Source organism: Aliivibrio sp. 1S128, from assembly GCF_001691065.1.
Taxonomy (GTDB): Bacteria; Pseudomonadota; Gammaproteobacteria; order Enterobacterales; family Vibrionaceae; genus Aliivibrio.
Window position 1 is genome coordinate 136,384 of sequence record NZ_MAJV01000069.1, and the last position, 19,332, is coordinate 155,715.

18 protein-coding genes are annotated in these 19,332 nt (G+C 39.7%); 5 read left to right on the forward strand and 13 right to left on the reverse strand.

The genetic code is table 11. The features are described from left to right. Positions 1-20: 20 nt before the first annotated feature. From A6E03_RS09805 to A6E03_RS09850, 10 genes are all read right to left on the reverse strand, one after another. Positions 21-1,859 carry a glycoside hydrolase family 13 protein gene (locus A6E03_RS09805; protein WP_065600762.1) on the reverse strand — a complete coding sequence of 613 codons (1,839 nt, stop codon included), beginning with the start codon at positions 1,857-1,859 and terminating at the stop codon, positions 21-23. An 88-nt stretch (positions 1,860-1,947) separates the two neighbouring features. Beyond that, on the reverse strand, positions 1,948-3,921 hold the full coding sequence (locus A6E03_RS09810) for an amylo-alpha-1,6-glucosidase (RefSeq protein ID WP_065600763.1): 1,974 nt from the start codon (positions 3,919-3,921) through the stop codon (positions 1,948-1,950). An 84-nt stretch (positions 3,922-4,005) separates the two neighbouring features. Next, positions 4,006-4,629: a hypothetical protein gene (locus A6E03_RS09815; RefSeq protein WP_065600764.1), complete on the reverse strand. Its 624-nt coding sequence runs from the start codon at positions 4,627-4,629 to the stop codon at positions 4,006-4,008. A gap of 82 nt (positions 4,630-4,711) precedes the next feature. Then, a complete protein-coding gene (locus A6E03_RS09820) occupies positions 4,712-5,848 on the reverse strand; it encodes an ABC transporter ATP-binding protein (RefSeq protein ID WP_065592673.1) in 1,137 nt (378 codons plus the stop codon). Beyond that, a complete protein-coding gene (locus A6E03_RS09825; RefSeq protein WP_065592674.1) occupies positions 5,848-6,762 on the reverse strand; it encodes a sugar ABC transporter permease in 915 nt (304 codons plus the stop codon). Before A6E03_RS09825 ends, A6E03_RS09820 begins: the two co-directional genes overlap by 1 nt. After that, on the reverse strand, positions 6,762-8,060 hold the full coding sequence (locus A6E03_RS09830; protein WP_017020915.1) for an ABC transporter permease subunit: 1,299 nt from the start codon (positions 8,058-8,060) through the stop codon (positions 6,762-6,764). The genes A6E03_RS09825 and A6E03_RS09830 overlap by 1 nt, the downstream gene beginning before the upstream one ends. Before the next feature lie 112 nt (positions 8,061-8,172). Beyond that, the gene (locus A6E03_RS09835) at positions 8,173-9,306 is read right to left on the reverse strand and encodes an extracellular solute-binding protein (protein WP_065600765.1); all 1,134 of its coding nucleotides are present in this window, start codon (positions 9,304-9,306) and stop codon (positions 8,173-8,175) included. Positions 9,307-9,798: 492 nt separating this feature from the next. Further along, on the reverse strand, positions 9,799-10,677 hold the full coding sequence (locus A6E03_RS09840; protein ID WP_065592676.1) for an NAD(P)-dependent oxidoreductase: 879 nt from the start codon (positions 10,675-10,677) through the stop codon (positions 9,799-9,801). A gap of 125 nt (positions 10,678-10,802) precedes the next feature. Continuing rightward, entirely contained in the window at positions 10,803-11,330 is a 528-nt protein-coding gene (locus A6E03_RS09845) for a DUF3087 domain-containing protein (RefSeq protein ID WP_065600766.1), read from the reverse strand. Positions 11,331-11,528: 198 nt separating this feature from the next. Continuing rightward, complete coding sequence (locus A6E03_RS09850) at positions 11,529-12,449, reverse strand: permease (protein ID WP_065592678.1); 921 nt, start codon at positions 12,447-12,449, stop codon at positions 11,529-11,531. A gap of 106 nt (positions 12,450-12,555) precedes the next feature. Between A6E03_RS09850 and A6E03_RS09855 the strand changes: the two genes are divergently transcribed. Genes A6E03_RS09855 through A6E03_RS09865 form a run of 3 tightly spaced genes read left to right on the forward strand, consistent with a single transcriptional unit; the run spans position 12,556 to position 14,433 of the window. After that, positions 12,556-12,864 (forward strand): helix-turn-helix transcriptional regulator, encoded by a 309-nt coding sequence (locus tag A6E03_RS09855; protein ID WP_065592679.1) that lies wholly within the window; start codon positions 12,556-12,558, stop codon positions 12,862-12,864. A gap of 1 nt (position 12,865) precedes the next feature. Then, positions 12,866-13,339, forward strand: a complete 474-nt coding sequence (locus A6E03_RS09860) for a methylated-DNA--[protein]-cysteine S-methyltransferase (RefSeq protein WP_065592680.1) — start codon at positions 12,866-12,868, stop codon at positions 13,337-13,339. A gap of 50 nt (positions 13,340-13,389) precedes the next feature. Next, positions 13,390-14,433 (forward strand): ion channel, encoded by a 1,044-nt coding sequence (locus A6E03_RS09865; RefSeq protein ID WP_065600767.1) that lies wholly within the window; start codon positions 13,390-13,392, stop codon positions 14,431-14,433. A gap of 3 nt (positions 14,434-14,436) precedes the next feature. Here the strand turns inward: A6E03_RS09865 and A6E03_RS09870 are convergent, their stop codons facing one another. From A6E03_RS09870 to A6E03_RS09880, 3 genes are all read right to left on the reverse strand, one after another. Then, positions 14,437-15,777: a heavy metal sensor histidine kinase gene (locus A6E03_RS09870; RefSeq protein WP_065592682.1), complete on the reverse strand. Its 1,341-nt coding sequence runs from the start codon at positions 15,775-15,777 to the stop codon at positions 14,437-14,439. A 4-nt stretch (positions 15,778-15,781) separates the two neighbouring features. Then, positions 15,782-16,465: a heavy metal response regulator transcription factor gene (locus tag A6E03_RS09875; RefSeq protein WP_012551588.1), complete on the reverse strand. Its 684-nt coding sequence runs from the start codon at positions 16,463-16,465 to the stop codon at positions 15,782-15,784. A gap of 104 nt (positions 16,466-16,569) precedes the next feature. Then, positions 16,570-16,950 (reverse strand): DUF3316 domain-containing protein, encoded by a 381-nt coding sequence (locus A6E03_RS09880; RefSeq protein ID WP_065600768.1) that lies wholly within the window; start codon positions 16,948-16,950, stop codon positions 16,570-16,572. Between the two features lie 235 nt (positions 16,951-17,185). On the opposite strand from A6E03_RS09880, the gene A6E03_RS09885 reads away from it, so the two are divergent. Then, positions 17,186-17,851 (forward strand): response regulator transcription factor, encoded by a 666-nt coding sequence (locus A6E03_RS09885; RefSeq protein WP_017021635.1) that lies wholly within the window; start codon positions 17,186-17,188, stop codon positions 17,849-17,851. A 9-nt stretch (positions 17,852-17,860) separates the two neighbouring features. Further along, entirely contained in the window at positions 17,861-19,246 is a 1,386-nt protein-coding gene (locus A6E03_RS09890; protein ID WP_065600769.1) for a histidine kinase sensor domain-containing protein, read from the forward strand. Positions 19,247-19,332 lie beyond the last annotated feature (86 nt).

The following is a 19,332-nucleotide window of genomic DNA, read 5'->3' on the forward strand; positions in this document are numbered from 1 at the left end:
TACTGCTTGATATCTAGCGGTTACTTTTCGTTTTGATACATGGCGAAGCTAAAGGGTGCCAATGTTAACGTTTCTTCTAATTTGCAAGAGGTTTCGTTATAAATATCAATAACTTTTTGTTCAGAAAGTAAACTTGGTAGCGTTACTTCTACTGACTTTTCACTGTTATTCATAAAGATGGTAATGCAATCAGTACCATTTTCTTTTTGATAAATCAGATATTGCTGTTCATCATCGCTCATTAACCAGTTAATACGATGAGCGCGAAGCGCAGGGTATTTTTTACGTAATTTGATGATCTGCATAATATGCTGCTTCATGTTCATATCATGTTTGCTTTCATCCCAAATCATGCATTTACGATTTAATGGATCAGCCCCGCCATCTAAGCCAATCTCACTACCATAATAAATACAAGGAGTGCCACTGTGGGTAAATTGGAATAAGTACGCCAGCTTCACTTTTTCTTTATTGCCAGAGCAACGGTGAAGAATACGAGCGGTATCATGGCTATCTAACAATGAAAATGCGACTTCATTAACCGCAATAGGATAGCTTGTATTAACGTCATTTACCGCGTATTTGAACTGATTAGCACTTAGGTTTCCTTGAGCAAAAAATCCTATCATGGCGTCGGATAATGGGTAATTCATTACGGCATCAAATTGGTCACCGGCAAGCCAATTCATTGAATCATGCCATGCTTCTCCTAAAATATAGATCTCAGGTTTGATCGCTTTTAATTCATCACGGAAGCGTCGCCAGAAGTGTTGATCAACTTCGTTTGCGACATCTAAACGCCACGCATCAATATTGAAATTACGCACCCAGTATCGGCCTACTTCCAGTAAATATTCCATCACTTCTGGGTTTTCGGTATTGAGTTTTGGCATGTTCTGCGCAAAGGCAAAAGCGCGATAGTTGAGATACTCTTTACTGTGTTGATCTTTTTTAGACTCATCCACAAGTGGGAATTGCTCAACATAGAACCAATCAATGTATTTGGAATCTTTTCCGTTTTTAATGACATCTTGCCATTGAATAGAATCGGCACCAATATGATTGAATACAGCATCTAACATGACTTTCATGCCACGTTTGTGGGCTTCTGCAATTAACGTTCTTACGGTGTCGTCGTCACCAAAAGCCGGGTCAACTTTTAGATAATCAACGGTATCGTATTTGTGGTTAGTTTTGCCTTGAGTCATTGGAGTGAAATACAAGCCGGTAATACCAAGATCTTGCAAGTAATCAAGATGGTCAATAACACCTTGTAAATCACCACCAAAGAAACTGTTGGTTTTTGGGTCTTCTGATCCCCAAGGAAGTGCATTACTCGGTGAGATCGATGGGTCGCCATTGGCAAAGCGTTCAGGGAATATTTGATACCAAACCGTTTCTTTTACCCAATGTGGTGGGCTAAATACGTCGATAGGGTTCATGTATGGGAAGCAGTAGAAATTGAGTAATTGGCTTAATACAGGGTCTGCATCATCAGTGATGGTGAAAATTTGTTTCTCAGTAACGAGCAGTGTTTCGCTCTCTTCGCCTTCTAGAATAAAAGCGTAACGAGCACGGAAGAATCGTGGTTGCGCTTCGCAGAACCAGTAATCAAACAGTTCTGTTTCACACTCTTTTTCCATAACAAAGTTTTCGCCGCCACTCCAACCCATAGCATCTTCTGCATTGAGGTTGCCGCCACCGCCACCGGATGTCCAATCGTATGGGTCTCCAATTCTTAGCGTGGCGTTATTGACTTCGCCCTTTGCTGTACGAATGCGTAAATGAAGCGTTTCTTTATCATAAGTATAAGAATAACTTGAGTGAGATCTATGATAGATCGCTGCTTTTGTAATCATGATTAATACCGTTTAGTGAAAGTACCAACCCGAATAACTACTTGACGTAATAGTCACCCAGGTTGGTATAATATTTAAATATGAAATTCTATTTTTGGTGTGCTTGTTCGTAATATTTCACGACGCGTAATACTTCACTGACGCTCCACGCTTGAGCAAAACAACCACGAGATTGATTTGGTGCGTAACCATCATAGATTTCGGCAAGTTGACCAATACAGCCTTCATAAAGTCCGTCTTGGTTATGTTCAATAAATTGTTCAACAATACGAAGTAGGTCTTTATCTTGTGGGAATTGACGTAAGATCCCCATTAAGAATTGACCAATCATAAAGCCCCAAACGGTACCTTGGTGGTATGCCATATCACGATCGAAATGAGAACCTGTACAAACGGCCTTAAACTCAGGATCATTCATCGCAAGAGATCGTAACCCCAGTGGCGAATACAATTCTTTATAAATAGTAAGAATGACAGAACGCGCTCTTTCTTGACTTAAAATTGGGAAAGGAAGGCCAACGGCATAAGCTTGATTTGGGCGAATTTGTTGGTTTACTTCGCCTTCTTTAATCCAATCATTTAAGTACCCAGCCTCGTTGTAAAACTCATCGTTAAAGGTGACTTTTACTTGTTCTACAAGTGCTGGTAACTCTGGCATTGGTGTGTTCAGTTTTTGATTAAAGAAATCCAAAATAGACAACGCATTAAACCAAAGTGCATTGATCTCTACTGCACAACCGTGTCGTGGTGTTGGAACGATATCGCCATAACGAATGTCCATCCAAGTCAGTTGATCAAAGCCGCTGCCGCCGCTGATTAAGCCGTTATCAAGCATCTTAATATCAAAATCAGTACCGTTACGATAATGCTGATAGATGTTTGTCATGCACTCGTAGGCTTCATCACGGATGAACTCTATATCACCACTGGCTTGGTAGTATTCATAAAGGCTAACGATAAATAACAACGAGGCATCAATGGTGTTATACATTGGCTCAACCCCTGCTTCAGGGAAGAGGTTGGGTAATACACCACGCTGCTCATAACGGATAAAAGTGCGAAAAATTTGTTTTGCATCTTCAAATTGATTGGTCGATAAATTACATCCCCAAAGCGCAATCATGGTGTCACGACCCCAATCAGCAAAGAATGGGTAACCGGCAATGATTGATTTTGATTCGGTAGAATCGCGGTCAACCACAAATTGCTCACTGGCACGCACGAGTTGTTGGCCAAAAACGCTCTTAATTTGAGCTTGTTCAATATAGGTTTTTTGGCGTTTAATTTCAGTATCAATCATGGCATCTACTGATTGAGTTGCTAGTAAGGCAGCGCGTTCTTCTTCTGCTTCAAAGATGACATAAAATGCTTCGTGAGTATCGCTACCGGTAAAGTCGATAGTATGCAGTGACATTTGAGCGTCAGTCGCAGGGCGACCATCTCGTGCATCATAAGAGAAGAACAGGCCTGATTCATAACGAGGCGTGTCTAATGCGGAATCTACGCCATTATGACGATAAGCTAAGGTCTGATTATTACTGCTGATTTTACCTTCTTGGTGCGTAAATTCTTGTTCTTTTGATAGGTTTTGTCCTTTTGAACAGAATTGATATTTCGGCGTTATATTTAAGGTAAAGGCTTGTTGTAATGGGTTGAACACCTGATATTTAACGGCAAGTCGGTTGACTTCATGGGTCATAACAAGGGTTTTGGTTATTTCAATACCATCAATTCGATAAGTGAAAACAGGAAGGTAGGTTTGATTGAAGTTATCAAATAACAGTGTTGAATCAACAGAATCATAAGGGTTTACGTTTGCTTGAGACGACAGCGGATGGCTTTCTTGGTTTGATAGCGTAATACGATCATCCAAATGGCGAACAAAACAAAAACGATTATTAGGCGCAACAAGGCTTGCCATAAATAAGGCGTGATCGGTACGGGTGCACGATCCTGCAAGGGTAAGAGAAGAGTAACCACCTAATCCATTCGTTAATAAGTAGTTTGATTCTTCAAGGCGAGTCATATCGCGAAAATTGGCTTTAGAAAGAGATATTTTCATGTGAACCTTACGATTTAATGTCAAATGTTACCCCGCCTTTATTCACTTAGATTGGTAATTTTAAATTGGCAGGGGAGTTTATTGTTAGCTTTTTATTTCGTTATAAACGAGTAAGAGTTTTTGCACTTCACCTTGGGTATACGCGAGATTTTGGCTTTCTTCGTATCCCCAAAGCGGGGTAATTTGAACCTCATTTTTAGTTGGTGTTACTTTGAATGCAGTAATGCGCTCTTGTGTATTATCAGAAATGAAAAACAGATAAGGCTGAGGCTGTGTAAGCAGTGCGTTGTATTGAGAAGGCGTGGTATACACGGCATTCACTGCTTTTACGTCTTTAGTGCCATAAAAACGCTGGGCTTCAGCTAATACGGGTAATGCCATTTCTTGTAACTGTTCATAGCTGCTCTCTACATGAAACGAACCGCAATTACTTGGGATCTGATCACGCAGTGCTTTGTATTGGGCGTTAATGACTTCTAATGGCAGGGTTAAATAGTTATTTTCAAACTGTTGTGCTGAGGAAAATAGCTCATCATTATTCACACATTGTTTAAAATTTTGCTGCTGTTCAGTAAAGGTTGAGTAGTCAAATGATGGCTTAGGAAGGCTACTATAAGCAATGATAAAGCCGGTAATGAAAATAACGACAGCGACTGCAATATGAAGCATATAGTCGTGAATGCGTTGAAGTTGGCCGCGAAAATTCAAAATGTGACTCCTTGTTTAACTGTGTTGTTTATAAAACAGGGTTTATTGCCCTCAATGAGAGAGGGCAATAAATGGTTTTATTTTATTTCTTAAATTCAGCAGATTTGATTGAGTACTTGATGGATTCTTCCGTTTCAGTATCAAAGAAATGCAGTTTGGTGTTGTCGATAACCAGAGTGATTTTTTCATCAATCTCAACATCTGGTTCGCCAGTGCCTAATGTGCCCACAAATAGATTCATGGGTGCGGCATTAAAGAACACGTTAATCGCATCGCCTAAATATTCGCTGTTAAGCGCAGTGACTTCAAAACAACAATCAGGGAACGCATCGCGGTATTTTTTACCAGAGCGAATGGCACTAGAACGTGCGCCTAACGTGACAGGCTTTCCGTTATAACCAGCGTTATTTAGGATTTGTTGGTCACTTTCATTCAAGGTAATCGAGAAAGAAGGACACATGAATTGACCGCCTTCGTACATTCCTTCAATAAGGTTCATTGATGGCATGCCCATGAAAGTGGCTACAAAACAGTTTTTAGGGTTAGTAAATAGCTCTTTTGGAGAACCAATTTGTTGAACTTCACCCATCGACATTAATACAATACGGTCTGCCATGGTCATTGCTTCAACTTGGTCATGGGTTACGTAAATTGTGATAGCGCCTTTGTCTCTGTGCATGCGAGAGATTTCAGTACGGGTTGTGGTACGTAACTTCGCATCCAAATTACTTAGTGGTTCATCCATTAAATACAATTTAGGGGTACGAACCATTGCTCGGCCTAAAGCCACACGCTGACGCTGACCGCCTGAAAGCTCTTTTGGTTTACGCTCTAGATATTCCGTTAAAAATAGATCTTCAGAGATGTTGTCAACCGAGCTTTTAATATCATCACTAGGGTAGTTACGTAACTTTAGGCCGTAGCCAATGTTGTCACGCACTGACATGTGTGGGTAAAGCGCATAACTTTGGAATACCATCGCAATATCACGATCTTTTGAGCTAACATCGTTGACTACTTCGCCATCGATAATGAACTGGCCATCAGTAATGTCTTCTAAGCCTGCGATCATACGTAGCGTGGTGGATTTACCACAGCCTGATGGACCGACAAGAACAATGAATTCCCCTTCTTCAATATCGAGATTGAAATCACGCACTGAGCACGTATCAGAATTTGGGTATTTTTTATTGATGTTTCTTAATGAAATTTTGCTCATTAGCCTTTTACTCCACCAGACGTTAAGCCGCCCACGATATAATCTTGAAATTTATAGAAAACGATAACAGGCGGAATTGCTGCTAAGACCGCGCCTGCTGCGAATACGTTGTAGCTTGATTCTTTGATGTTATTGATAAGACCCATAAGGCCAACTGCCAGTGTTTTCGCTTCTGAATCCATACTTGCAATCAGGAACTTAGGCATGATGATGTCGCCAATTGGACCTAAGAAACAGAAGATAGCGATAACCATGATCATTGGTTTTACTAATGGCAGTAGGATTTCTTTGAAGATCTGCATTTGAGTTGCGCCATCAATTTTTGCTGATTCATCTAATGCGCGAGGAATCGAATCGTAATAGCCTTTCATTAAAATCGTATTCATTGTGATGCCACCTGTGGTGTAGATGAGGATCATAAAGATATACGTATAAAGTGTGGCGTTGGCAGAGCTGTAAATACCGATAGAGTTCGCAATCGCATACAGAGCAATTAAGCCACTGCCTGATGGGATAATTTGAATGATCAGTAATGACATTAATGCACTTTTACGTGATTGGTAACGATAACGAGAATAAACAAACCCAGAAATTGTCACGATAAACGTAGAAAGAATCATGGTAATTATCGATACTAAGAAGGTATTTCGGTACCAACTCAAATAAGGCGTATCATTGAAAAGCTGAACAAAATTTTCCGTTAGACTGAAATTCTCAGGGAAAAATGAGGTTGAATACAGTGAATTACTCACGTTAAACGCACTCATTAAGGTCACTAATATTGGGTAAAGAATGATCACTGCCATCGAGATCAGAAACGCATAACAACAAGCCACACCCATGTTCTTCGTGATGACATGACGATTAAAACGTTTTGCTTTGATTTGGCGTGCTAAAGGGATTGCTTTGTCCATTACATCACTTCCTCATTTTTAAAGGCACCCGCTTTCAACCATGAATACAAGACCACGGCACCAACAACAGTACTGGTGATTAAGGTATATACCGCCGCTTCGTTGTATTTAGCATCCATCATTAAGCGGAAACCAAGAGATGAAATCGTATCGAGTGGTTTGTAGATTGAGCCTACGGTTTGAACCGTTGCCTCACCCAACATGTATACGATGGTGACGTTGTTAAAGTTGAAGGTAAATTGAGTAATAAACACCGGAGCAACACTGATCAATATCAAGGGTAGAGTGATGTCGAAGAAGTTGGTCCATGCGTTGCCACCATCAATTGCACTCGCTTCATACAAGTCATCAGGAATGGTTTGTAATACACCCGTTACTAAGATAAATACGTAAGGGAAGCCTAACCATGCTTGAATTAGTATGATGGTGATTTTGGCGTAATCTGCGTTTAGGAAGAAGCCAATTGCTGTGCTTACATCGTATTCGTTACCGGTGAAAAACGGGATAACCATGGTGTTCATGCCGCCAATCTTTGAGAAGAAAAGTTGGAAAACAAGAATGGTTAAGAAAGCAGGAACCGCCCAAGGTAAAATGTACACAGTACGGAAGAATTTTTTCCCTCTGATGTGTTTATTGTTTGCTACAACGGCAAGGACGGTACCTAGAACAATAGTCAAGGCAGAAGCACAGAAGGTCCAGGTGAGTGTCCATGACAAGGTTTCTTGGAATGCAGCAGCAGTACGTTCGTTCGTGAACAAACGTTCAAAGTTAGTGAAGCCTTTCCATTCAATTAGAAATGCAGGTGGTAAAACAGGGCGTTTGAAGTTAGTAAAGGCCACGACAATAGAAACAATCGCTGGCAATAAAGCAAAAACAAACAGCAATATGAACTTAGGTGCGGTAATTAGATTAGGTACGATTTCGTGTGATAATCCGCGTACTTTTTCAGTAAACGTAATTGCAAAACCAGATTCATCTATTTGTCGTTTTACGTCTTTTGCATCGCGAGCAAAGGCGTAGTGCAATGCGAAAAAGACTAAGATCATCATTGCGCCAACGGTTGAACCTACCATGATAAGAAAAGAATCATCTACAAAGCGCTCTGCACCAATAGTGATTTTTCCATTCGGTTGTTCGACAGCCAATAGACGGAAATTAGGAAGGGTAAATTGAATAAAAACCAATATCTCTAAAGCCAATATAGAGAATCCAAATAGAGTCTCTCGCATTCGACGCAGTAGAAGGTGTCCACTGCCAGGAATAAGCATAGAGAGCCAGAATACAAACTGTTGACTCATGTAAATAACCTACTTATTTATTAGTGTTGTGTAGATATGTCATGTCTTTGTATTGCACGATGCTGAGTGGTTCGGCATCGTGCAGATAGAGTGAAAATCGAATGGGTGTGGGTTACATGTCTTCGATATCAATTTCGATAGTATCAACGGCTGCATCTAGTACCGCTTTTACATCTTGACCTTGTGCGATTTGAGCAAGACCCGTTTTCATTGGTCCCCAAACCTTCATGAACTCTGGGATACTTGGCATAGGTTGGCCGATATTGGTCGCATCAAAGATAGCTTTATGTAGAGAGCCTTCTTTGTAATTGACAGATAGGCTAGGTGATACTTCACGTGTGTCTGCATACCATTTGTTTGCGTTTTCAGGAGTCGCTAGGAATTTAATAAACTCACGAGCACCTTCTTGATTATCACTGTAACCATTTACGGTCATCCCTTTTGTGCCTGTTAGGGCTTTATATGGATGACTGCCATCCCAGCTTGGAATTGGTGCAGCACCAACGTTAATGCCTGCTTTTTCAATATCAGCAATTGCCCATGGGCCGTTGATAATGGCTTTTAGTTTTCCTTCCATGAAGTATTTCATCATGATGTCATAAGCAACGGTATCATCTTGCATTAGGGTCCAGTGACTCACGCCACTTTTATATAGCTCTTGAGCCGCTAAACCCGCTTTGATTGCGTCAGGTGTATTTAAACCAATATCTTGAGGGTTATTGTCTTTGAAGATATAACCACCGTTAGACATGAATAGACCGCCAGTGAAGTAGAAATCAGTGAATTTCGCTGCCCATTCTGATGGTGGGATTTCTTTCAGTGTTTTTGGTGCTTCTTTTAACATGTCTTTGTTATATAGAAATAGGGTTGTATCTGTAGACATTGGAAGCATGTAGGTTTGGCCGTTATAGGTTGATGCGTTGGTTGCTGCATCTGTATAACCGTTAACGGTAAAATTGGTCGGGGCAATTAAGTGTTGATCCGCTAGTTCACCAATACGGTCATTTGGGATCATGAAGATATCAGCAATATTGCCTTTTTGAGTAGGCAGTGCCGCTAATAAATCAAACATGCTTGTTGCTGCGACTTCAACTTTAAAGTCCTTTCCTTTATTAAACTGCTCTGCAAGCTCGGTAAAGTAAGGTACATAGCTTTTTTCAACACCAATAACGATGTTTTTTGCAGCCATTGCCGTGTTGCTTAGTAGTAGGGCAGCTGAAACGGCAAGCGATAATTTCTTAATCATTTAATTGCTCCTGAATAGGGGTAGAGTGCTAAATTGATATAATCACGTTGGTATATAATTTAATGGTATCAACAGTTTATATTTAGTATTAAGCGGTCTCTCTAGAGTGCTTCCTGCGATACATGTTGACCTGTTTATAAGGCTAACGTCATTGAGATAATCATAGGACTTTGGAGGTATACGGTGAAATGCTATTTATCTTAGGTAGCCATAGATAAAATGCATAACACATAGATAAATGTTATCTACCGCAACGATATCTAGGGTATTCACTATCTTTGATTGGTTAAAAATGTGAAGGCAGTAACAGTCTGTAGGACGAGACAAAAGAAAGTAGAAAAATCGGTAGGGTAAACAAAAGTATTGGTGGATCACAGTTAAGATAAGCTGATGAGAAAATTGAATAAAAAAGGGAATAGAGGAATACACTTTACAGCAAAAAGGGCGACAGTCTTTGTCCCCCTTTTTGAGTTATTTATTGGCAATGTAGAATTATACTTTTGCTTTAACCGCTTTGATTAGCACAGACGTATCCATTCGACCTAAACCTTGCTCTTGAAGGTTTTTGTATTCTTGGTCGACTTCTTCAGTCAGTGGCAGCTTAATCCCATGAGCTTTTGCTTCATCTAGACAAATGCCTAAATCTTTTCGCATCCAATCGATAGCAAAACCAAAATCGAATTTATCTTGCGCCATGGTGCTTGCACGGTTTTCCATCTGCCATGAACCGGCAGCCCCGTGCTTTAATGTTTCAACGACAAGGTCTATATCCAAATTTGCTGTTTCAGCAAGAATAAGCGCTTCACTTAACCCTTTTAAAACACCAGCGATACAGATTTGGTTTGCCATTTTACAGCGTTGACCTTGGCCATTTTCACCAAGAAGGGTAATGGCTTTCGCAAAGCTTTGAATTACAGGTTTTGCTGTAGTGAAAGCTTCTTCATTGCCGCCACACATTACGGTTAATACGCCATTTTCAGCACCGGCTTGACCACCAGAAACAGGTGCATCAATAAATTGGTTACCTTGTGCTTCACACGCTTTAGCAAGTTCAACCGCTAAGGTTGCTGATGTGGTGGTGTTATCGACTAAAATAGCGCCAGGCTTTAAACCTGCAAGAACGCCATCTTCACCATAAATAACGCTACGAACATCGTTATCATTACCAACACAAACAAAAACGATGTCTGAGCCTTCTGATGCTTCGCGTGGAGTTTGAGCTGATTGACCTTGGTATTCCGCAGCCCATTGTTTAGCTTTTGCTTCGGTGCGGTTATATACCGTGGTTGAGAAACCTGCAGTTTGCAGATGACGAGCCATTGGGTAACCCATTACGCCCAAACCAATGAAGCTAACGTTAGTGATTTCCATGTCATTCCTTATTATGTGCTGTTGTTATTAACGATTAAAACACAGCTCGTAACGATTTGACATAGGTCAATATTGAGATTGTTTGTGATATTGTCATGAAATTAATTCATGATCAGTTGTGTCTGTTACTCGTATCTATCTAGTAAATCGACAGTAAAGTCATCAAGCTCAAGCGTAAGGTTCATTTCTGTGGCTTGTTCATATACTTCATTTAAGCTTTTTTGAACTGCTGTAATGGTAAGTGTGTTGTTATCCAAGGTGAATACTTGTTGTTGAGTCGTGTAGTAAAAAGCGAGTATCAACAGAGAGTCGTGATCATTTCTTGCCGCTTTTTCTTTAATTTTTGCTAGCTTACGATAGATACGATTATGAATTTGTTTTAGCTGCCATACGTACATGATCTCATTAAAGTAAGCGTGCGCTTTTACTTTGTTCATGATAATTGAGCTTACGATAACCGCTAAGATAACGCCAAGAACATTGAGATGAAAGTTACCAGTAGAGCCGGATTCTGTAATGCCTTCAGAGCCAAATAGGGCAATAAGAATTGACCCAAATAGTAAAGCTAAAACAGCAAGGCAGCCGATAAAAGCAACCATAACGAGATTAGTTTTTTTACGGTAGGTATCTTTGTTTATATTTAGAATTTTCATTTTAGACCATTCTCGATGAAAGTAAGTAGATGGGCAGTGTAGTGCAAAAAGGAATAAAATTGGAATTAAGAAAGAGTAACCGTTAGTTTCATCAACGTTTTATTGAAAAACAGATGTGGTTAAGAGACAAAAAGCCATATCAAATTGAGTGATATGGCTTTGTTAATATTGCGTATTATTTTTTGAGGTGTTTAATCTTTAAAAGATAAATTGATACAAGAAGCCCGCACCAATTGCCATGCCTAGAATTACCACTAAGAACGCTGCAATCATTTGGTTCTTGAAGATAGATTTAAGTAAAATCACTTCGGTTAAACTTGCCCCTGCACTACCAATGATTAGCGCCATTACTGCACCAAGGCTCATTCCTTTTGCTGCTAGTGCTGCACTTAGCGGGATAACCGCTTCAGCACGAATGTAAAGTGGAATACCAATGACCGCCGCAACTGGGATTGCAAATGGGTTATTTTCACTTGCGATACGAGCAACGAATTCTGTTGGCATAAAGCCGTAGATCATAGAGCCAAGTGCGATACCACCAATCAAGTAAGGTAATACTTTCTTAAAATCAGTCCATGTGCTGTTCCAAATTTTGATCCACTTGCTTTGCGGTGCTTTTTTCGCGCCGCCACAGGTTGAACCACAGCTTTTTGGTTCAGGTGCGATATACGCGGTTTCTTTTACGTATTTTTCAAAGCCCAGTTTTTCTAATGCGTAGCCCGCAATGATTGAAACGCCCATCGCAATCGCAAAGTAGAACACGGTAACTTTAAGTCCGAATGTCACCGCAAACAGGCCAATAATAATTGGGTTTAGTAGCGGACTTGCAAACAAGAACACCATCATGGTACCGAAACCGGCTTTCGCTCGTAATAGACCTTTCAAGAAAGGAATTGTTGAGCATGAGCAGAATGGAGTAATCGCTCCTAATAAGCCTGCAACAATATAGCCTCGGCCATTTTTCCCACTCAGAATACGTTGGATCTTTGCTGGTGGAATGTATTCCTGTAAGACGCCAACAAGGTAGCTAATTAATAGGAACAGTACGGTTAATTCTGCCGCTAAAAACGCGAACATATTTAAGGTGTCCATCACCATATCTTGTGTAATTGTAAACATAATCTAAATCTCTATATTTCTGGAATAGTCGAAATGTACACTTAAGGATTAGCATGATCAAGTTATTTCTAGTATTATCGAAATATAAATTTAAAGAGGACGCGTCATGGATATCGAGATTGTTGCTAAAGCACTGAAAGAATTAGGCCATCCCACACGTTTAGCTATTTATAAAAGTGTAGTGAGAGCTGGGTATCAAGGTATTGCGGTCGGCGGACTTCAAGAAAAATTGGATATTCCGGGTTCTACGTTGTCTCATCATGTATCAGGTTTGGCCTCTGCGGGGCTAATTTCACAACGTCGTGAAGGTCGTACCCTTTTTTGTGTGGCTGAATATGAGAAACTGACGTCAGTGATTGGTTTTTTACAAGACGAATGTTGTTTTGATGAAGCGTGTGAAGAAGAGGAACAATAAAATGAATGTATATACGCAATTTGAAAGTCCAATAGGCCTGATCACGGTCAATGGGAATGACGATGGTCTACTGGGTGTGTGGTATGAAAGTCACGCAAGAGAACTTAGTGACTTTGGAGTGCAAGACGATGATCATCCTATTTTGCGACTCACTATTAGCCAGTTAACCGAATATTTTAATGGTGAACGTCGAGAGTTCTCGATCCCATTAGCGGCAAATGGCACCGAATTTCAAAACAAGGTGTGGCAGGCATTAACGACCATTCCTTATGGTGAAACCTGGTGTTATAAAGATCTTGCCATTGCAGTAGGTAACCCAAAGGCGTCTCAAGCAGTTGGTGGGGCTAATGGTAAAAATCCAATCTCAATTATCGTTCCTTGTCATCGTGTGATTGGTAAAAATGGCAGCCTAACGGGATACGCTGGTGGCGTTGACATCAAACAAGCATTATTAAAGTTAGAAGGTATACGTTAATTTTGTAGTACGCTACACTGATCGGAATTATGGATGATGAAGGAATAACAATGCACGCAATATTAAAAGTCATTGCTAACTTAATTAATAAGCACTTTATGGCGATTAATATGTATACGCTGATGTTTCTTCTTATCAGTTACGTCGCGTTAAGTTGGCTAGGGTTAACCTTGGCTAATGAACCTCATTTAACCGATAACCTATCCAGCTTTTTTTACTATATCGTTACCACCAGTAGTACCGTAGGGTATGGTGATTTAAGCCCAACAACCGATCATGGTCGACTCTTTTCAGCCTTGTTTATTATTCCATGCGGTGTTGGTTTATTTGCGTTGTCAGTGGGACGTGCCGCGGTATTTTTTACCGATTTTTGGCGTACAAACAGAAGAGGGAGACGAAACTTGAACTTAGAAAATCACATTATCGTTATTGGAATAAACAGTGGGCGAACGCCTCACCTTGTTCAAATGTTAAGAAGAGAAGAGCAAGGCCGACGAGAAGTGGTGGTTGTCTCTTGTGAGTATGAAGAGTCTCCTTTTGATTCTGATATCCATTTTGTTCGCGTTAACTCGTTTACCGATGCAACAGAAATGGAACGCTCAAACTTATCGAAAGCCAGTGCGGTGATTGTTGATACCGATTTAGATGATGCAACGTTAACCATTAGTTTGTTTGTCGCAGAGCAAAACAGCGATGCGCATTTAGTGGCTCACTTTGAAGATTCAATCAAACGAGATTTATTGCATAAATATTGCCCAAATTCAGAGTGTATTTCGTCACTGTCGACAGAATTAGTGGCGAAGTCTGTAATGGATAAAGGCTCAAGCTTTATTCATTCTGAGTTGGTGAGCGCGCATGAAGGTCAAACTCAATACTCAATTGAGATACCGAGTGACATCACGCCATTTACGATTGAATCGGTGTATACGCCATTTAAGAAGCAGTATGAAGCCATCATTATTGCCATACAGACAAATAATGAAGGGTGTAAAATTAACCCAAGTCTAGAAACCATACTATCGCCAGGCGATGTGATTTATTACATTGCGGATGAGCGTATTGTCGATCTTAATTGGGCTAACATTACGAATTAATCATTATTTTTGGAAAGAAACGGTAAACGTTGTTTGTGTATCGGCAGACTGCACTGTTATCTTTCCATTATGTGCATTTACAATCGAACGAACGATAGGTAATCCAAGCCCTGCGCCTGTGCTGCTTGAATGTGTTCGTGATTTATCGGCTCTGTAAAAGCGCTCAAAAATAAAAGGCAGATCCTTTTCTTGGATAGTGTCACCTATGTTTGAAATTGATAATTGCACTTTATTTGGGCTGTCTTTGATATCAATTAAAATAGAACTGTTTGGTGCTGAATGACGAATTGCGTTTGATAAGAGATTATTAGCAATTCGTTGTATCATCGATTTATCCCCCCATAGCACGCCATTACCAGAAAGCAGGATAGTAACGTCTGACTCTTCAGAAATGATGCTGTAATATTCTACAATAGGTTCAAATAATGAGACTAAATCTAAGTGGACATTACTCTTTAATAGCAAATCATTTTCTGACTTAGCAAGATAAAGAGTATCGTTAATGGTTTTATTGATCCGTTCTAATTCTTCTAAATTAGACGATAAAATGTCTTGATAGTCTTGTGTGGATCTTGAGTGTGATAGCGTGACTTGAGTTTGTGTCACAATGTTCGATAATGGGGTTTTTAACTCATGGGCAATATCAGAAGAAAAGTCACTTAAGCGCTGAAACCCCAATTCTAATCGTTCAAGCATTTGGTTTTGCACCCTCGCAAACTCAATGAGCTCAGTGGGTAAACTCTCATCAGATAATCGGATATGCAATTTATTTGGTTGAACTTCTTTGATTCTATTTTGCAGTGATCTAAGCGGTTTAAATCCCATACTCACGATCAAAAAACTGTAAAGAAAAGACAGCAAACTCGCGATGCCAATAGACCACATTAAAATAACTTTGAGTTTTTTATTAAATTGAATGTGATGATCAATGTTAATGCCAATGAGAAGGCCAGTGTACTCTTCATGTGCGTTTAGAGGATAATATAAGGTTCTAAATGTATGGTTATTATACGTCCACTCGTTAAGGTCTTTTGATGGAGAAAATGCACCATCATTTGCGATTACGTTGGTGTTTTGGGTTTGCTCTCCGTTCTTTTTGGTTATCCATACATTAATGCCTCTGCTTTTTAATGATGCAAATATCTCGGTACTGGTAATCCCTTTGTTTTGCAGTAAGACGGAAACGGAAGTGCGGTTGGAGGTTATTTGATGACGATCTTCTTCATAGAAATGGGATTGAACGAGATACTGAATGGCGATGCCAAGGCCAATAAACACAAATACCGAGGTGGAGAAAAACATGAGGGTGAGCTTTAATTTCATTGAAAGATAATGAGTTTTCATTGCATCACACCTCGTCCATTTTATAACCCATTCCTCGCACCGTATGGATCAATGGCGTGTCGTAAGGTTTATCGATTTTTGCTCTGAGTCGCTTAACGGCAACGTCAATGACATTGGTGTCACTGTCGAAATTCATATCCCAAATGAGAGAGGCGATGGTGGTTCTTGATAGTACTTCTCCTTGCTTTCGCATGAACAATTCGAGTAATGAAAATTCTTTTGCTGTTAATGTAATATTATCGTGATTTCTTGTCGCAGTATGTTTTAAAAGGTCGAGTTGTAAATCACATAAGACTAACTCGTTTACTTTTTGGGTGTGCGAGTTTGCAGTTTGAGATCTCAGTGCATTTTCAATACGAGCTTTTAATTCAGCAAAGGCAAAGGGCTTGATTAGGTAATCATTCGCGCCGAGTTCAAACCCTTTTACTCTGTCATCTACTTGATCTTTTGCCGTCAGCATAATAATAGGCGTGCTATTTTCGCAGTTTCTGAGCGTTTGCAAAATTTGCCACCCATTCAATTTTGGCAGCATGACATCTAAGATAATTAAATCGTATTGATATGTCGTTGCGTTATACAAACCATCAACGCCATCACGCGACAGATCAACAGTGTAACCGGACTCTGTTAATCCCTTTTTTAGATAATCTCCAGCTTTCGTTTCATCTTCTATTATAAGTAGTTTCATCACGTTACTTCTTTAAATACGGAGAACAATCAGTGGGTATCAATACAATATAGTCGCATCTTTCTTATATGGCACGTTGATTTATAAAGAATAGTACAAAAAAACTAGTCATTAGAGTTGTGCTCTAAGTAATGATAATTTGCGTGTATTAATCCTGTGTATTGTATTTGCCCTGCCATGTTCATTGTTTCTTGAACTGTGATGTAACTCTTGTCGTCTAAGCTAATGCTTTGGGTTGTTTTTGATTCAAATGATTTGATTTTTAATGCATTTTTAAGTTCTGATGGTGAACTTGTATCGAGTTTATTTAATTGAGTTAAAGCTTGATTGTAGGCTTCTTTTTTCGTTGTTACATGGTCAGTATAGAGCGTCGTATTGCTTGTTTTACTAATATAGTTGCCGCTAGTGATAACTGAGTTAGCCATCGCATTTGAACTTGCAAGAATAATAACGGCTGATAGAGCAAGCGTTTTTAATGATTTCATGATGATTCCTTAATGAACTGTTTTGTTTAAGTAGGTTCATAATAGCGGACTGAAAGTGACATAACGGGGTCTGGTATATGACATTTTTGTCATGTTGGTTTTGGGGAATGGATTGTGTTTTTATGACTGATATCATTAAGAAGAGAGAAACTGTCGCCATTTGAAATTCTTTATTGCACTGAGGTAATGCTGAGATTAGAATGCGAACGATTTTCATTTTAATTGGTGAGTAAACGTGTCCCGTATTTTAGTGGTTGATGATGACATTGCATTGTGCAATTTATTACAAGAAGTATTGCAAGAGGAAGGCTACGATGTTGATTGCGTACATTGTGGTGAAAGTGCATTAGAGTATATTCAAAACCATTCTGTTGATCTTGTTTTGCTGGATGTCATGTTGCCTAAGCTTGATGGGTTTCAAGTGGCACGACGTATCTGTCAACGTTTTGCAACGCCCATTCTTATGCTAACGGCCTTAGGTGATGAAGCCTCTATGTTGGATGGCTTACAAGCCGGTGCCGATCATTTTATTGCCAAACCATTTAATGTGCCGGAATTACTCGCGCGTATTACGGCCATCTTGCGTCGAGTTGGGTTAGAGCGTCAGCGTCAAAGTTACGTGGGGGCAATTGAAGATCTCTCTGAACAGTTCTCGCGTTTGCCATTAACTGAAACAGAATCAGAGTTATTGCAATATTTGATTAAAAATACGGATGTTGTCGTGTCGAAGGCGGATTTACAAACGAATATCTTAAAGAAAGAGCTGTGTCCGTTTGATCGAAATTTGGATATGCACATCAGCAATATTCGTCGTAAGTTATTGAAGTCGGGCTTATCTAAACAACACATTAAAACAGTTCGAGGCCGTGGCTATAGCTTTATAAAAATGGTTAATGGGTAGGAGATAATAATGCCTTTGCGTTGGTTTCAATCTTGTCCTTCTTTTATTCGTAAGCACCGCAATGGACTCGCGTTTCGTTTATTCAGCTCATTCGCTATCATTCTTGTTGTGATACTTTCATTGCAAAGTTTGGCCGAAATTGCGTTAATGAAATCGATGTTACGAATTCCGTCTTCTATCCAAGACAAAATGTTGGATTTAGCCTACCAAGCCAATGTTCTCATTGATGAAGGGGACATGGATGAACTGGCTGATTGGGCAAACGCACAAGAGTATTATCTATTTGTATTGGATAAAAATAACCGACCAATTACACACCGAGACATGCATCCTCATTTTGAGTTCAAGTTGAAATATTTACGTCCACTCAATACGCAGCTTGATAATAAAGTGAATCAACCGATCATTGGAATACCATTGAACGATGGGTTGACGATTGTGATGCAAATGCCTTACAAATATCACCCTGCTCGTTATTTTTCGCTGTATTTTAGTATTATAAAAATCATTATCTCTGGCCTTATTTTAGGCTTATTTTCGTGGGTTATTGCTCGTTATTTGCAAAAGCCATTAGATAAATTAAGAGAGGTGAGCCATCGACTTTCTGAAGGTGATTTTACGATTAAAGTGGCGGATGAAATTGGTCATTCAGTGCGCGAGTTTAGTGAGTTGGCACATGACTTTGATAATATGACAGGGGAAATACACTCTCTTGCTGAAAAGCAAAAAAGGTTGATAAGAGATGTCTCTCATGAATTACGAACCCCACTGGCTAGACATAACTTAGCTCTGCATTTATTAAGAAAGAGAACAGATAACGAGCATGTGCATTTGCTTGATCGTTTAGAAAATGAATCGGCAGAAATGAATAATTTGGTTGGTGAGATTTTAGAGTTTAGCCAATTAGAGAACGCGCGGTATTCTACAAAATTAGAATCACTGATTTTAGACAGTTATTGTGAAGCTCAAATTACGCAATTACGTTCAGATTTAAAATCAAATCAAACCTTAGAAACACGATTCTCCCTTGGGACAGACGTTGTGATGGTTGATCGTCGCCTTTTAGCTCGATGTGTAAATAACCTCATTAGCAACGCCATTAAATACGCGGGAGGTAACGCGACCATTCGATTATTGATCACCCGTTATCAAGAGAATGAACTGCATTATATTGCGGTTATTGTTGAAGATGATGGGCTTGGTATTCCAGAGCATCAACTGAAAGATATTTTTGCGCCATTTACTCGTTTAGAGTCAGCCAGAGATAAGCAATCTGGTGGTTATGGCTTGGGGCTTGCGATTGTGAAAGAAGCGATGTCAGTGATGAAGGGGAAAGTGAAGGCTGATAATCGAAAAGAGGGCGGTTTGAGGATCTCACTGTTGTTTCCTGTTTAGTTCTTACCTAGATTAGTATTATTTAGAATTGCAGCGATGGTTATAAGAAATATTGAAGTGAAGATAAAAATAAACCCGAGCACATT

Coding starts and splice junctions, on each gene's coding strand:
- A6E03_RS09805 (WP_065600762.1), bottom strand. CDS start 1,859: ATGATTACAAAAGCAGCGATCTATCATAGATCTCACTCAAGTTATTCT.
- A6E03_RS09810 (WP_065600763.1), bottom strand. CDS start 3,921: ATGAAAATATCTCTTTCTAAAGCCAATTTTCGCGATATGACTCGCCTT.
- A6E03_RS09820 (WP_065592673.1), bottom strand. CDS start 5,848: ATGAGCAAAATTTCATTAAGAAACATCAATAAAAAATACCCAAATTCT.
- A6E03_RS09825 (WP_065592674.1), bottom strand. CDS start 6,762: ATGGACAAAGCAATCCCTTTAGCACGCCAAATCAAAGCAAAACGTTTT.
- A6E03_RS09830 (WP_017020915.1), bottom strand. CDS start 8,060: ATGAGTCAACAGTTTGTATTCTGGCTCTCTATGCTTATTCCTGGCAGT.
- A6E03_RS09835 (WP_065600765.1), bottom strand. CDS start 9,306: ATGATTAAGAAATTATCGCTTGCCGTTTCAGCTGCCCTACTACTAAGC.
- A6E03_RS09840 (WP_065592676.1), bottom strand. CDS start 10,677: ATGGAAATCACTAACGTTAGCTTCATTGGTTTGGGCGTAATGGGTTAC.
- A6E03_RS09845 (WP_065600766.1), bottom strand. CDS start 11,330: ATGAAAATTCTAAATATAAACAAAGATACCTACCGTAAAAAAACTAAT.
- A6E03_RS09850 (WP_065592678.1), bottom strand. CDS start 12,449: ATGTTTACAATTACACAAGATATGGTGATGGACACCTTAAATATGTTC.
- A6E03_RS09855 (WP_065592679.1), top strand. CDS start 12,556: ATGGATATCGAGATTGTTGCTAAAGCACTGAAAGAATTAGGCCATCCC.
- A6E03_RS09860 (WP_065592680.1), top strand. CDS start 12,866: ATGAATGTATATACGCAATTTGAAAGTCCAATAGGCCTGATCACGGTC.
- A6E03_RS09865 (WP_065600767.1), top strand. CDS start 13,390: ATGCACGCAATATTAAAAGTCATTGCTAACTTAATTAATAAGCACTTT.
- A6E03_RS09870 (WP_065592682.1), bottom strand. CDS start 15,777: ATGAAAACTCATTATCTTTCAATGAAATTAAAGCTCACCCTCATGTTT.
- A6E03_RS09875 (WP_012551588.1), bottom strand. CDS start 16,465: ATGAAACTACTTATAATAGAAGATGAAACGAAAGCTGGAGATTATCTA.
- A6E03_RS09880 (WP_065600768.1), bottom strand. CDS start 16,950: ATGAAATCATTAAAAACGCTTGCTCTATCAGCCGTTATTATTCTTGCA.
- A6E03_RS09890 (WP_065600769.1), top strand. CDS start 17,861: ATGCCTTTGCGTTGGTTTCAATCTTGTCCTTCTTTTATTCGTAAGCAC.